At 69.6% G+C, this 13420-nt stretch carries 13 protein-coding genes; all 13 read right to left on the bottom strand.

Going from position 1 to position 13420, the window contains the following annotated elements; all coding sequences use genetic code 11:
- Window positions 1-5: 5 nt before the first annotated feature.
- Window positions 6-1472 carry a GMC family oxidoreductase gene (locus ACIBF5_RS27345; protein ID WP_396815748.1) on the bottom strand — a complete coding sequence of 489 codons (1467 nt, stop codon included), beginning with the start codon at window positions 1470-1472 and terminating at the stop codon, window positions 6-8.
- Between the two features lie 41 nt (window positions 1473-1513).
- Window positions 1514-2746 (bottom strand): sedoheptulose 7-phosphate cyclase, encoded by a 1233-nt coding sequence (locus ACIBF5_RS27340; protein ID WP_396815747.1) that lies wholly within the window; start codon window positions 2744-2746, stop codon window positions 1514-1516.
- Window positions 2747-2817: 71 nt separating this feature from the next.
- Window positions 2818-3504: an HAD-IA family hydrolase gene (locus tag ACIBF5_RS27335; RefSeq protein ID WP_396815746.1), complete on the bottom strand. Its 687-nt coding sequence runs from the start codon at window positions 3502-3504 to the stop codon at window positions 2818-2820.
- Complete coding sequence (locus tag ACIBF5_RS27330; RefSeq protein WP_396815745.1) at window positions 3501-4307, bottom strand: sugar phosphate isomerase/epimerase family protein; 807 nt, start codon at window positions 4305-4307, stop codon at window positions 3501-3503. Before ACIBF5_RS27330 ends, ACIBF5_RS27335 begins: the two co-directional genes overlap by 4 nt.
- Window positions 4304-5044 (bottom strand): SDR family NAD(P)-dependent oxidoreductase, encoded by a 741-nt coding sequence (locus ACIBF5_RS27325; protein ID WP_396815744.1) that lies wholly within the window; start codon window positions 5042-5044, stop codon window positions 4304-4306. Before ACIBF5_RS27325 ends, ACIBF5_RS27330 begins: the two co-directional genes overlap by 4 nt.
- Window positions 5044-6123 (bottom strand): alcohol dehydrogenase catalytic domain-containing protein, encoded by a 1080-nt coding sequence (locus ACIBF5_RS27320; RefSeq protein ID WP_396815743.1) that lies wholly within the window; start codon window positions 6121-6123, stop codon window positions 5044-5046. The genes ACIBF5_RS27325 and ACIBF5_RS27320 overlap by 1 nt, the downstream gene beginning before the upstream one ends.
- Window positions 6120-7166, bottom strand: coding sequence for an ROK family protein (locus ACIBF5_RS27315; RefSeq protein ID WP_396815742.1), 1047 nt, complete (start codon window positions 7164-7166; stop codon window positions 6120-6122). Before ACIBF5_RS27315 ends, ACIBF5_RS27320 begins: the two co-directional genes overlap by 4 nt.
- Window positions 7167-7282: 116 nt before the next feature.
- Window positions 7283-8566, bottom strand: a complete 1284-nt coding sequence (locus ACIBF5_RS27310; RefSeq protein ID WP_396815741.1) for an MFS transporter — start codon at window positions 8564-8566, stop codon at window positions 7283-7285.
- A 399-nt stretch (window positions 8567-8965) separates the two neighbouring features.
- A complete protein-coding gene (locus ACIBF5_RS27305; protein ID WP_396815740.1) occupies window positions 8966-9856 on the bottom strand; it encodes an alpha/beta hydrolase fold domain-containing protein in 891 nt (296 codons plus the stop codon).
- A 31-nt stretch (window positions 9857-9887) separates the two neighbouring features.
- On the bottom strand, window positions 9888-11057 hold the full coding sequence (locus ACIBF5_RS27300; RefSeq protein WP_396815739.1) for a 4-hydroxybenzoate 3-monooxygenase: 1170 nt from the start codon (window positions 11055-11057) through the stop codon (window positions 9888-9890).
- A gap of 9 nt (window positions 11058-11066) precedes the next feature.
- Window positions 11067-11558 (bottom strand): chorismate--pyruvate lyase family protein, encoded by a 492-nt coding sequence (locus ACIBF5_RS27295; RefSeq protein ID WP_396815738.1) that lies wholly within the window; start codon window positions 11556-11558, stop codon window positions 11067-11069.
- Window positions 11555-12937 (bottom strand): class I adenylate-forming enzyme family protein, encoded by a 1383-nt coding sequence (locus ACIBF5_RS27290; RefSeq protein WP_396815737.1) that lies wholly within the window; start codon window positions 12935-12937, stop codon window positions 11555-11557. The genes ACIBF5_RS27295 and ACIBF5_RS27290 overlap by 4 nt, the downstream gene beginning before the upstream one ends.
- A 23-nt stretch (window positions 12938-12960) precedes the next feature.
- Window positions 12961-13239 (bottom strand): phosphopantetheine-binding protein, encoded by a 279-nt coding sequence (locus ACIBF5_RS27285; protein ID WP_396815736.1) that lies wholly within the window; start codon window positions 13237-13239, stop codon window positions 12961-12963.
- Window positions 13240-13420 lie beyond the last annotated feature (181 nt).

Here is a 13420-nt window from a genome sequence, read left to right as displayed (position 1 = left end):
GACTCTCAGCGGATCAGGTCCGCGACTCGATCGGCGACCGCCATCGTGGTCAGGTTCGTGTTCGCCCGTGGGAGCACCGGCATCAGCGAGGCGTCACCGACGTAGACGTTGGACAACCCGTGTAGGCGCCCGTCCGCCCCGGCCACTGCCCTGGGGTCGTCGGCCGGCCCCATCGCACAGGTGCCGACCGGATGCCAGTAACCAACTTGCACCTGGCCAACCTCGTTCCGCTGGGCCGGTGACCAGGACTCGAGCACGGCCAACTCGCGTACCGGTGCGGTGTCGGCAAGTTGGTGGGCCAGATCGACGCCCTCCAGAGCCACCTGGCGGTCGTAGCCGTCGGGGTCGCCGAAGTAGTGCGGCTCGATCAGTGGCGGGGCCAGCGGGTCCAGCGACCGGGCCCGCACGAAGCCCCGGGATCGGGGTGCCAGCACGAATACGTACAGGGAGACCTCCAGTGGGCCGACGAAACGGCCACGCTCGTCTTCGCCCGGCCCGGCGGTCGGAACGATGTGCAGGTCCCAGTATTCGTCGTTGGACAAGCTGGAGCGGGCTTTGAGCAGGCTCTGCGGCACATACCCGCCGCCTTCGGGCATCACCAGCGACTCGGTCGGAGTCATCGGAAGATGGACCTTGGAATGGTCGATCAGGTTCTCCCCCACTCCCGCCAACGGCAGCACCACCGGCGCGCCGAGCGCACGCAGCACCGGCTCCGGGCCGATCCCGCTGCGCATCAGCAGCGGCGGGTTTCCGAAGGCGCCCGCGGCGAGCACCACGGACTCCGCGGTCACCGTCTCGACCCGCCCGGCTCGCAGGATCTCCACCCCGACGGCACGCTCGCCCCGCACCGGCAGCCGGACGGCCGGCGCGTCGGCCACCACCCGCAGGTTCGGCCGGGCGCGGGCCGGATCGAGGTAGGCGAAGGCGGCGTTCCAACGGATGTGGCCGATCGCGTTGAGCGGCGCCCACCCGACGCCCTCCGTGGCGGCGTCGTCGTTGACGTCCTTCAGCAACGGCAGACCCACCTGTGTCGCCCCGGCCACCATCGCCTGGTGCAGGACACCCTGGTCGGCTTCGGGGACGTCGCGTACCCGCAGTTCCCGCATGGCCTTGGTCAGATACGGGGCGATGGTGGCGTGGTTCCACGTGCCGCCGGAGTACGCGGCCCAGGCGTCGTAGTCCGGCGGCGCACCGGCCAGGGCCCAACAGGCATTGCTGACCGACGACCCGCCGATCACCCGGGCCCGCGAGTAGTACGGCGGCAACTCGGGGTCCCAGTCGTGACTGCGCGCCGGGTTACGGCAGTCGAGCAGGTCCTCCGGCCACCGGCCGTCCTCGTAGCGGCCGTAGTCCGGTCCGGCCTCGATCAACACCACCGAGCGGCGTTCGTCGTCGCTGAGTCGGGCTGCCAGGACGCAGCCTGCGGCGCCGCCGCCCACCACGACGACGTCGGCTCGTAGATCCTTTGACATCGCATCTCCCTTGACCGGGAACTTCGCTTCTTCCGGACGGCTCAGACGGCAGCGCTCGACCTCGGGTCGGCCTCTGCGTAGTGGTCGTGGCTTGCGAGGCGTGCCTCGTGCAGCTCACGCTGCACGGCCACCGCGACGCGGATCTCCTCCTCGGTGACGTCGTTGACGAAGGTGACGCCGCCGATTCCGACCGGCAGCGGCAGGCGCTGCATTCCGTCGCGGTGCCGCACGGTGTCCTGTAACGCCTGCGACAGCACCTCCGGATGGAGTATCAAATCCCAGCTCGGTAGCTTCAGCGCGGACATGACCGCGAGCACGCGATCCCTCTCCTGCTCGGTGAGCAGCCCACGACGCCAGCCCATGACGGTGGTCAGAGCCATGTCCACGCAGACCGCCTCACCGTGCAGCAACGCGGGCAGCGCACGCATCTCCATCGTCGGGCTGAAGGTGTGCCCGTAGTCGACGCAGCGCTCAAGCTCGCTCTCCCAGAGATTCGGCTGCAGCTCCTCAAGCATGCCGCGGGTGGCGGCGTGCAGCACGGCGACCGCAGCCTCGTCTCCGATCGGCGTGCAGCCCTGGAACTTCTCGTCCAGCAACCGCGGCCCGTGCTTTTCCAGCATCCGGAACAGCTCATAGTCCTTGATCAGCGCGATTTTCAAGATCTCCGCCAGCCCGTTGCTGATGTGGCGGTGATCCAAGGTGGTGAGAAACGACCGGTCGAGCAGGGTGAGCTCCGCGGGCGCGTACGTGCCCAGCCGGTTCTTGTGGCCGTTGAAGTTCACGCCGGTCTTGGCGCCGACACCAGCGTCGACGAGTCCGATGAGCGTGGTCGGCACCCGCAGGAACGGCGTGCCCCGGCGGTAGAGGCTGGCAGCCAGGCCGACGGTGTCCATCAGCACACCACCGCCGATGGCGATCACAGGCTCGCACCGCCGCGCGATGCCGAACCTGTCCATCTCCTCGACGATCCGCACGGCGGCGGCGAAGTCCTTGACCGTCTCGTTCGCCTCGACCACCACCAACGCGTACTCGACGTCATGGTGCTCGAAGTAGGCACGAATCATGTCGCCGTGCAGCAGGTCGACGTTGCTGTCGACCACGACGATCCGGCGCGGCCTCGGCCCGTACCGGGGGGCCGAGCCGAACTCCAGTAGGTCGGTGCGATCGGGCCGGAACAGCCGATCCCGGAACCGCACCTCGTAAGAGACCTCTTTCTGCGTCCGAACGAGCCAGGAGCCCGTTTCGTGGACGAGCAGTCCGTTCGCTTGCGTCATTTCCCCAGTCCCTCCGAAGTCGGTTCAGAAACCCCTCGTGCCCCCGCGCAGGACTTAACACATCCTTGTGTTTATGAACGTGAATGCTTTCGAGCCGGTGAGAACGATACCCATAACTGCCCGGCGGCGTGCGCGACCCGGATGTCGCGCAGGTCCGGAAGACGGTCCAGGCCCTCGGTGACGGCAGCGGCACAGGCGCCGACCACCACGGTGCGGGCACCGGACGCCAGCGCGGCGAGCAGGCCCGCTTCAGCATCCTCGAAGACAACTGCCTGCTCTGGCGCGAAGCCGAGCCGCTGGGCGGCAAGCAGGTACCCTTCCGGACTCGGCTTGCCGGCCGTCACGTCCTCCGCACTCACCACCACAGGCGGAAGAGGCAGCCCGGCCGCCACCATCCGCGCCTCGGCCAGCGCGCGTCCGGCGGACGTCACCAGCGCCCAGGTGCCCGCTGGCAGCGCAGCCAGCAACTGCGCCGCACCGGGAACGGCCACGATGCCCTCGGTGTCGCGGACCTCTTGAGCGACCAGACGCCGGGCTTCGGCATCGACGTCGACACCGGCCGGCGCGAACCGGGCGACAGTCTCCTCGGTGCGCCGCCCGTGCGACACGGCCAGGATCTGCGCGATGTCGAGACCGTGCCGGCCGGCGAACGAGCGCCAGGTGCGCTCGACTACCGCTGTCGAGTCGACCAGCGTCCCGTCCATGTCGAACAGCACCCCTGCGGCGGCGACGGTGGTGCGGTATTCGGTGTCGGTCATGCCCCTGCCCCTGTTGAGGTGAAGTGCTGTGCACGCCGTCGTGCCCAGGCGAGGTCTGCTGCCAGCCGCGCGGTGTCCGCGCCGCGGTAGTCGTTCTCCAGCACGAACGCGTGGACCGGAACCCGGTGCTCGCGCAGCGCGGTCAGGGTCTCCACGAGCCGTCCGGTGCCGGCGCCGAGCAGCGGGGACGGGCCCCGGTCGGGTGGTCCGTCCTTGAGGTGGACCTGGTCGGCCAGCAGATCGGCCAGCGAGGCGACCAGCGCGTCCGTACGCAGTCCGGCCGCGACCGGGTTGAACGTGTCCAGCACCAGCCGGAACGCGGACGAGTCGACCTCGTCGGCCAGCACACGGGCCTGTTCGCCGCTGAGCACGTTCTCGCTGGCCAGCACCAGGCCCCGCTCCTGCGCCTGCGCAGCCGCCCAGCCCAGCACCGCCGCGGTACGCGTGAGCGCGGCCGGCCCGTCGATCGCACTGCGCCGGAAGCTCGGCACGAACACCAGTGGGACCCCCAACGCCACCGCGGCGTCCAGCAACCGTTGCAGCAGCGGTCGCACCATCCGGGACCCGGAGGTCAGGCCGATGTCGTTGAGGTGGTTGCCGCCCAGGGCGAGAATCCGTACGCCGTGCTCCCCTGCCTCGGCCCGCAAGGCGTCGATCCGGCCCGGCGCGTCGATCCACTCGCCGCGCCCCGGGCCGCCAAGGTCGACCTGCAAGCCGTCCGCACCGACCGAGGCGGTCAGTCGCACGGCCTCGACGCCGCTCACCGGCAGGCGCCAGTCGGCGAGACCGACCAGGCAGGTCACGTCAGCGCCCGGCTCTGTGAGACGGGGGACCGGTCGTTGACCGAGTCCCAGTCACCGTTGGCGTCAACCACCAGGCTGTCGCCGTGGTGGCCGTCGCCTGCGGTCACCGCCAGCTCGGTCGCCACTTGCGCGAAGGAGGCGGGTCGTGCGTACGAGCTGTAGTCGAAATCGGCCGGCCGGCGTCGGCGGATGCCGGGGGTGTCGACCATGCCGGCCGGGAGTACCTGCACCACGCGGATCCGGCCGTCCTCCTCCTGCGCGAGCGAGTCCAGCAGGACCTTCGCCGCCGCCTTGGAAGCGGCGTAGCCCGACCGGCCCGGACCGGCGTTGAACGCGACCTCCGAGGAGACGCCGACGAACAGCCCCGGTCCGGCCTTGCGCAGTGACGGCAGGACGGCGTGGAGGGTGAGCCAGAGCCCGGTCAGGTTGACCTCCAACTGTCTGCGCCACTCGCCTTCGGCGACGTCGCGAAAGTAGGCGCGCTCCTCGCCGTAGTAGACGGCGGAGAAGCACGCGGCATCCACCCCGTTCGTAGCCAGGCCGGCCAGCCGCTCACGGGCATGTTCGGGCTCGCTGAGGTCGATGCGCTCCCAGCTCAGATGTGCGGCGTCGGTGGGCTGGCGGCGGCTGCACACCACCACGTCCGCTCCGGCATCGGCCCAGGCGTCGGCGATGCCACGGCCGATCCCGGTGGAGCCGCCGACCACGATCATGCGCCGTCCACTCAGCGACACCATCAGTCCTCCCCCGTGATCCTGATCGAGAGTTTGATCAGCCGTCTGCCGTCGACGGTGCGTTCGCGGGAACGAGCCAGTGCCCGCATCACGCTCGCCGCGCCGTCGAGGTCGTACTCATGGGTGATCAGGTCCCGATAACGACCCGGTTCGCGGGCCAACTCGGAAGCGGCCTCCCGCAGGTGCCGATTCGCGACGCCGCGGTGACCGAACAGCCGGACCTGTCCGGCGGTGGTGACGTGGACCGGATCAGGTAGCCCGCCGCAGTTCGCCGAGCGCACGGCGGTCAGGTCGACACCGGGCAGCAGTGGCGTCGCGGCCCCGGGCGGCAGACCACCCACGATGTCGACGACGTCCGCACCGGCCGCGAGCGCCGATTCCAGGGCCGCCACCGTCGCATCGCGCGGTGTGGCGAGCAATGCGGCGACCGGCCCGTCCCACACCGCTGCGGGCCCCCCGTCCAACATCAGATCGCCGGGGTACGCGCAGGCGACGCTGAACGCCCGGCCCCGCTCCGTGTGGTGCACCAGCGCCACGTGTACGCCCGCGCCGAGCCAGCGCTGGGCGGCCCGCACCGCGAGGTGCCCGACGACCCCGTCACCGACGACGAGCAGCGTCGCCGGATGGAACGCGGCCAACGCGTCGAGCGCGTAGCGGACCACGGCCAGCGGTTCCAGCAGCGGCGCCAGCGTGACGTCGGTGGCCTCCGGCAGCGGTAGCACGAGCCCACCGGTCACCGCCGTCCTGGGCAGCAGCGTGCGCTCCTGGAGCAGCCCGTCGACGTTGTGTCCCATGAGGAAGCTCGGATCGGTGGGGTGGGTCGGGTTGACTGCGACGAGGGTGCCCGGCGCGAACGCCTCGGGCACACCGGCGCCGGCGGCTGTCACCCTTGCGATCCCCTCGTGCCCGATCACCGGCGCCGGGTCGTCGCGCAGACCGCGCAGCATCTGGATGTCCGTGCCACACAGCCCCGCGTACAGGGCCGCCACGCTCAACTCACCCGGCCCCGGTGCGATGGTCGGACGCCGCGCCACCGACAGCGTGCCGTCCGCGCGCACGATCGCGCGGTGGGTGCCGTTCATGCCGCCTCCGTGAACGTCGCGGCCGGCGGTGCACCCGCCGTCTCGGCGGCCAGCGCGACAAGTCCCGCGCCGACCAAGCCGTTCGCCTCGGATACCACCACCCGATCCCGCGCCCAACCGGGTTGGTGCTCGCTGGTGAGGTAGAGGCCCTCCCGGCCCAGGTGCGCCAGCAGCGCGCTGCGGTAGTGCTCGCCGAGGCCCGTCGCGACGCCGCCGGTGAGAGCGACCAGGTCGATCTCCGGATCGAGGCACAGTGCGGTACGCACAACGTCGGCGACCGGATTCGTCGCAGCCATGAGCAGCTCGCCGGCCAGGGCGTCGCTGGCGTCCAGGGCAGCCGCCAGCGCCGGTTCGAACGCCTCGCCGCGCGCCAGCCGGAGGCCGAGCAGCGAGGATTGCCAGGCGGGTCCGCGCCGCTGTCGCAGGATCTCGGCGAGCCGTGGAAGAGCAGGCCCCGCGGAGAAGGCGGCTACGTGTCGTGGCTGCCCGCAGTCGCAGTGCAGATCCACGGGCACGCCGTCGATCGTCACGCTCGCCGGCAGGTGGCCGATTTCGCCCTGCAGTCCGCACCCGTCGACGGGGATCTCACCGGTGCGCTGGTCGATGATGCGGCAGGCGATGCCGGTGCTGATCGTGGCGAGCAGGATCTTGCGCAGGCCCTGGGCGCCCGGAGTGCTCGCCAGATGCATCAACGCGGCGGTGACGTCGTTGACGACGTGCCAGCGTACGTCCGGCCGGGCCGTGCTCAGCGCGGTGTGCAGGTCGAAGGGGCGGGTGTGTGCGCCCCACAGCGGGGCCGACGCGTAGACCGTGCCGGTCCGGTGGTCGAGCGCCGCTCCGAACGACACGCCCGCGACGCCGTCGGGCGGCACCGCGTCGGCCATTGCCCGCACCAACCTGGTCTGCAGTTCCTCGACGGACACCTGCGCCGAGCGGGAGAAACTCGGGGACGGCACGCGCCGGATCTCACCGAGCCCGCGCTCCGGGGACCACTGGGTCCAGCGCACATGTGTCCCACCGATGTCCAGCACGGTCAGCGACATGACACCTTCCTCTCCTTCTGCGGCTGCTTGTACCGGGGAGCGACGAGCGTCGACGTGACGCGCCTGACGGAGCGGACGTCTCCTTCGGCTGCCGTGCAGGCGCGGGGTTCGTTTGGCTAGACGGTGCGGTGGCGGGCACGGAGCCCGCCCCAGAGCATGAGCACACAGAAACCGATCAGGACGGGTTCGAGCGCGAAGCCGGCGGTCAGCCCGTACTGGTCCGCCAGGCTGCCGAGAAGGAAGGGGAAAACCGCGGCGAGCACTCCGAGGACCACCTGCGAGCGGGCGTTGGCGTGGTCCTCCTGCCCGTCGGCGGCTTCGAGGGTGAGGGCGAGCGCGAGCGGATAGAGGTTCGCGATGCCCACTCCGGACAGGAACAGCGCCACGACGGCGAGAACCGGCTGACCGGTCATCCAGAACAGGACGATGCTGGCGAAGGTGAGCACCAGGGAGGCGTACAGGAGGGTGACGGTGCGGCCCGGGCGGCGGGTGAGCCCGGCGCCGAGCAGGCGCCCGACCAGGATCCCGGCGAGGTTGCTGCTCATCGCGGTGCTGGCAGCGGCGGCGGACCAGCCGAGGTTGATGAGCATCTGGGGCCCGAAGAACACCAGGCTGAACTCGATCGCCGAACTGACCGCCGTCAGGATCGCGAACAGCCAGCAGGCCAACGGCAGCCGTCCGCCCTGTTCCCTCTCGGCGTGGTGCTGGGGCCGTTTCGGCAGCGGCTGGCGGCGGTAGCGCAGATAGAGCAGGACGAGTACGACGGCCGGCAACGCGAACGTGGCACGCCAGCCCAGCACGGTGGCCGCCAGCGCACCCAGGACCATCGGCGCGAACACGGCGGACGCGCCGGCGCCGACGTTCGCCTCGGTCAGGGCTCGGTCGCGTCGGCTGCCGTGACGGTCGGACAGGATCGCCTGGATCACGGTGAGCAGCATCGTTCCCGCGGCACCGAACCCTGCGGCGCCGATCAGGGTCGCCAGCACGCCGCCGCCGAAGATGAACAGACCCGCCCCGATGGCGGAGGCCAGCGCCGAAGCCCACAACAGCGTGCCTCTGGCCAAGCGGCGGGCAGCCCACGCGAACGTGGCCCCGGCCAAGGCGGCTCCACCGGACCAGGACACCTGGTAGACACCGAGCACCGAGTAGGAGAAACCCAGCTCGTCGCGGAGCAGGGTGACCGCCGGCCCGAACGCGTAGAGCCAGAACGTGAAGCAACCGAGCGCGGCGTACGACAACACTGTCGGCGCGTCCCGCACGAACGAATCGGTCCCGGTCAGCCCGGGCGGTTCGGCGAATCGTGGGATCTCGTCGGCCGCCTCTCGAACGTATCCCGGACCGCTTGCGCTGGTCTCATCCGGCAGCGACGCAGAATCGTCCTTCTCGGTGTATCGATACACCAGGTGAGTATGGACCATGTTCGACTCCAACGGGGCCCTCAGGTGTCTCATCGGTCGATTCCGTTACGGGCTTTCCGCTTCGCCTCTTAAGGGCGTCGACATCCCTCTCACCTCATCCGTTGACGGCGCACCTGACGAGCAGACGCCTGTCCTGCGATAACAGGCGCAGGCAGCATCGAATGCAGCCCTGAATGACGCGGAACTACCGCGTCGGTCCATTGACGACCTGCCTCGGCTGCTCGCTGAGCCGGCGTCACGCGAGGGCCTGTCAAAAATTGCGGTCCGAGCGGTCGATATCAAGGGTGCTGCCACCATCCTCCGTCGACCGGACCGTGCCGGAAAATGGACGTCGCAGTGGCGGGACGTCGGGCCCGATCAGCATTGACGGAGGCGGTCTGCTCAGGCGTGCGGTAGGCATCTCGGCTCATCGCTGGCGTTGTCGACGACGGTTTCGGGCATCAGGATCCGGACGAAGAACGCCAGGCTCTCGTCGACGATCGGGGCCACCGACACGCCGACGAAACAGTGGTCGGCACCGTCGATCACCGACAACTCGACGTGAGCCCCCGCTGCCCGCAGAGCAGCCGCCAGTTCTTCACTCTGGCCGACCGGTACCACCAGGTCACGGTTTCCGTGTATGAGAAGCATCGGTGGCGCCGCGGGGCTGACGTAACTGATCGGGCTAGCCACTCGCGCCCGGTCGGGGTGCTGCGTCAGGGGGCCTCCGATGAGCAGCGACTCGGCCGAGTCCGCCGCGTCGTGGTCATCTTTCGCCATCGGATCGGCCTGTCGCTGCATGCTCGACAGGTTTGCCGGCGCGTACCAGCACACGGCGGCCTGTACTCGGCTGTCGTCGTCATCGGTTCCGGTCAGCGCCGCCAGCGATCCCAAATGGCCACCCGCCGACTCACCCCAGATCCCGATCCGGTCGACATCCAGTCCCAGCGCGTCGCCCGACCGCCGCAGCCAGCGGACAGCCGCCTTGACGTCGTCGAGTTGAGCGGGAAAGTGCGCTTCCGCGCTGAACCGGTATTGAGCGGAGGCAATCGCGAAGCCCGCTCGTAATGCCGCGGTGAACGGGTCCGCGGCCTGCAACCATTCGGACGGCCGCTTGGGTGTCCCGGACTGCCAGCCGCCGCCGTGGACGAAAACCAGAACGGGTGTGGCGCCGGAGGCCCCGGGTGGCACCGCGACATCCAGCATCAGCGGCCGGAAACCTGCCACCTCGGCCACGACGATGTCGTGGTACAGGACTCGGTCGGTGGTTTGTGAGGGTGTCGGAACCGTCATGTCGGACCATCCTCGACCGGCAGCCGCGAGGTCATTCGACCGCCCGGCCGGTGTAGTTCTCGGCCAGCTCCGCCGCCGCGGTCGGTGAGGAGGCGATCCGGGACAACTGGGCCAGTTGGAGCCGTGTCTCGAAAGGGGTCTGAGCCGGTTCGCGGTGCAGCATCGCCGTCATCGACCAGGAAAACTGTTCCACCTGCCAGATCCTGCGCAGGCAGGTGTCGGAGTAGGCATCGAGCAGTTCCGTGGATCCGCCGTTCGCCCAGTCGGCGAAGGCACGGCCAAGAACCCGGACGTCGGCTACCGCCAGGTTCAGCCCCTTGGCGCCGGTGGGTGGGACGATGTGCGCGGCGTCTCCGGCGAGGAAGACCCGGCCGAATCGCATCGGTTCGACGACGAAGCTCCGCATCGGTAGCACCGCCTTCTCGGTGATCGGCCCCCGCCGAAGTTCCCAGTCCTCGGTAGCGAAACGGAAGGCCAGCTCGTCCCAGATCCGGTCATCCGGCCACTCGTTGAGGTCGGTGTCGTTCGGTACCTGTAGGTAGAGCCGACTGACCTCGGAGGAGCGCATGCTGTGCAACGCGAAGCCGTGCGGCGAGTGGGCGTAGATGAGGTCGACGCAGGACGGCGGCACATCGGCGAGGATGCCCAGCCACGAGTACGAGCAGGTGCGCTCGAAGGTCTGCAGTTGCGAGGCGGGCAGCGACAGCCGGGTGATGCCGTGGAAGCCGTCGCAACCGACGATGAAGTCACACTCCAGTTGGTCGTCACGGCCGGCGTGGCGGAAATGCACGACGGGGTTCGGTCCTTCGACTCTCTCCACCTTCGTCGCCTGGGCCTCGAAGAGGATGGGAATCCCGTCCTGGAGGTTGAGCGCCACCAGGTCCGTGACGATTTTCGTCTGCGGGTACAGGGTGACTGTCCGGCCGGTGTGCTTGTGCAGGTCAAGGCGGAACGGTTGCCGGTCGTACCGTAGCTCGATGGCGTGGTGCGGGATGCCCTCCCGGTCGAGCCGGTCGCCGGCACCGAAGGTCCGCAAGGTCTCGACGGTGCTCTGCTCAAGGGTGCCGGCCCGCTGCCGTCGCTCGATGTAGGCGCGGTCACGTGCCTCGAGCACGACGCAGTCGATACCCTCCTGGTGCAACATCCGGGAGAGAAGAAGTCCGGCTGGGCCGGCGCCGATGACGGCGACGGTGGTTCGCATGGTGACTCCTCAGGCGAGAGGCACGATCAGGGGGTTGAAGCGTTCGTGGACGTACAGATGGCCACCGGAACTGCGGATCACGTAGCACTTGAACGCGCACGGTGAGTCGCCGTACGGCCAGACGTCGGTCCCGCATCCCAGCTGGGTCCGGTGCTGGAGGGCACCACGGCCGCGTAACTGATGGCCGATCGGTACGTCGCTCGAATCACCGACCAGCCAGGGCGCGGTCGATTCGGCGAAGACGACCCGGTTGACACTGACTGTCGCGCCGGCGGCTTCCAGAACGGACTCCCGTAGCACGAGCCGGTCCTGCGGCGCCGCGTTGATCGCGTCGCAGACCGCCGGCTCCAGGTCCGATCCCGCAACGAGCTCCTGCGCGGTGACCCGGACCCGCATCGCCCGTCCGGTCAGTGCCTCGAGCAGAACCGTGGTCGACCCCTCGCTGCCGAGCAGCATCCGGGTTTGAATGGGGAAGGCGAACGTCGCCGACGCGGTGTTCATGATCGCAGTACCTTGCCCAGGGCGGAACGTGGCAGGTTGTCGACCAGGCTGATCCGCCGGGGCATCTGGTGGCTCGCCAGCCGGGCCTGACACCAGTCGAGCAGTTCGGCCGTCGTCAGCGGGCCGGCAGCGACGACCCGGGCAACCGGAACCTGGCCGCGGACCTCGTCGTCGGCCGGTGCCACGTGGGCCTCACGTACTCGCGGGTGCGCCACGAGTACGTCGTGAATCTCCTGCGGGTCGACCTTCTTACCGGCGACGTTGATGACGCTGCTCACCCGGCCGATGAGGTGGATGCCGTCGGCATCCAGCTCGGCCAGGTCGCCGGTCCGGTACCACGGCTGGTCTCCGGGCCGGTCGTCGACGGTGCGCAGTGGGGCGAGGCCGTTCGGGCCGAGATAGCCGGCCGCGAGCGAGGTGGTCTTGAGGAGAAGTTCGCCACCGCGACCCAGTCCGGCATCCGCGTCCAGCTTCGCCTCGATGCCGGGTAGCGGTGCTCCCACGGCGCCGGGGCGCTCATCGTCGTCGGTCGCCCGCAGCGAGATGGCGCCGGTCTCCGATGATCCGTACGCGTTGTAGAGCGTGAACGGGTAGTGGGCGACGGCAGCGGCTACCCCGACAGGCAGCGCGGAGCCGGAGGAGACAGCCGCGTGCAGGGTGGCGAGCCCTTCGGTGACCGCCACGGTGGGCGTGGCGGCCAGCAGTCGGAACTGGTAAGGCAGTCCGATCATGAATCTGGCGCTGGTGCCGTGCACCGCTCGGGCTACCTGCGAAGGCACCGATCGTGAGGAGAGGTGCCGCACGCGCAGGCCGTGGACCAGGGGCGAGATCAGTCCGTACGTGAAGCCGTAGGAGTGAAAGGTCAGGGTGCTGACGACGACGGTCTGACCGGGGCGGTAGCCGAGGAAGGCCGCACTGCGGCGGCCATCGGCGAGGACCCGCTCGGCCGGCCGTACCACCCCTACCGGTACGCCGGTGGAGCCGGAGGTCAGAAAGATCTGGCTTCGCCCGGGTACGCCGGCCAGGTTCCTCGGTTCCCCGGACACCTGGGTCCAGAACTCGAAGCCGCCGGTGCCCACCCACGGCTGTCCGCCGTCGCCGTCTCGGGTGGCGGAGTCACTGACGATGATTCCGTCGTGCCGCGTCGGCGACTCCGTGTCGCTGTGCAGCAGGGGGAGTCCAGCGAGGTCCGCGGCGAGCGTGAGCACCGTACGGGCACCCACGTCGATGACGTCGCCCACGAGGATCCGGCCGTCGCTGGGCTGCTGGGCGAGGTGGTGGGCGAGGCGTTCGGCCTCGTCGAGGAGCTGGCGTCGGGTCCAGGCGCGGGCGCCGGTCAGGAGGGCCGGCTCGTCGGGTGAACCGGGTGCGTCTCGCACCGCATGGAAGATGCTCCGCTCCATCACGGCTGCCCGACGGTGCTACCCGCCCGGTCGCGACCGAGCAGCACGAAATCGGTGATCTTGGCGATTGCGTCGAACCGTTCGACGGTCAGCTCGTCGTCGGCGATCTCGATGTCGAACTCTCCCTCCAGCCACACCATGAGCTGCAGGACGGTCAGCGAGTCGAAGCTCGCCAGGTCGCGCAGGTTCGCTTCGTCGGCGAGGTGCTCGACGGCGACCTCCGGGAGCAGCACCCCCAGTTGCCGTCGGATCTTCATGGCGATGGTCGTGCGGTCCATTGCGCAGCCTCCACTCGTCGCGGTCGCCGTGGGACTCGGGAGTGGAGGGTCCGCCGTCGCGATTCACGCCGCTGCGTACGGTCGGCGGTCGTCGATGGAGAATCGGCGTACTCCCCCGGCTTCGGTGCCGGAGTGCCCGTGGTTGGTCGACCGGAATGCCTCGTTGATCGGTCAGCAGGCG

Source organism: Micromonospora sp. NPDC050417 (genome assembly GCF_044458865.1).
Classification (GTDB): domain Bacteria; phylum Actinomycetota; class Actinomycetes; order Mycobacteriales; family Micromonosporaceae; genus Micromonospora_G.
Note: the sequence above shows the minus strand (reverse complement) of the source record. Positions and strands in the feature narration are given on the sequence as shown.

Bases quoted from the DNA above. Each gene is read 5' to 3' on its own strand.
- ACIBF5_RS27345 (WP_396815748.1), bottom strand. From the start codon at position 1,472: ATGTCAAAGGATCTACGAGCCGACGTCGTCGTGGTGGGCGGCGGCGCC.
- ACIBF5_RS27285 (WP_396815736.1), bottom strand. From the start codon at position 13,239: ATGGACCGCACGACCATCGCCATGAAGATCCGACGGCAACTGGGGGTG.
- ACIBF5_RS27315 (WP_396815742.1), bottom strand. From the start codon at position 7,166: ATGTCGCTGACCGTGCTGGACATCGGTGGGACACATGTGCGCTGGACC.
- ACIBF5_RS27305 (WP_396815740.1), bottom strand. From the start codon at position 9,856: ATGACGGTTCCGACACCCTCACAAACCACCGACCGAGTCCTGTACCAC.
- ACIBF5_RS27325 (WP_396815744.1), bottom strand. From the start codon at position 5,044: ATGGTGTCGCTGAGTGGACGGCGCATGATCGTGGTCGGCGGCTCCACC.
- ACIBF5_RS27300 (WP_396815739.1), bottom strand. From the start codon at position 11,057: ATGCGAACCACCGTCGCCGTCATCGGCGCCGGCCCAGCCGGACTTCTT.
- ACIBF5_RS27320 (WP_396815743.1), bottom strand. From the start codon at position 6,123: ATGAACGGCACCCACCGCGCGATCGTGCGCGCGGACGGCACGCTGTCG.
- ACIBF5_RS27335 (WP_396815746.1), bottom strand. From the start codon at position 3,504: ATGACCGACACCGAATACCGCACCACCGTCGCCGCCGCAGGGGTGCTG.
- ACIBF5_RS27340 (WP_396815747.1), bottom strand. From the start codon at position 2,746: ATGACGCAAGCGAACGGACTGCTCGTCCACGAAACGGGCTCCTGGCTC.
- ACIBF5_RS27295 (WP_396815738.1), bottom strand. From the start codon at position 11,558: ATGAACACCGCGTCGGCGACGTTCGCCTTCCCCATTCAAACCCGGATG.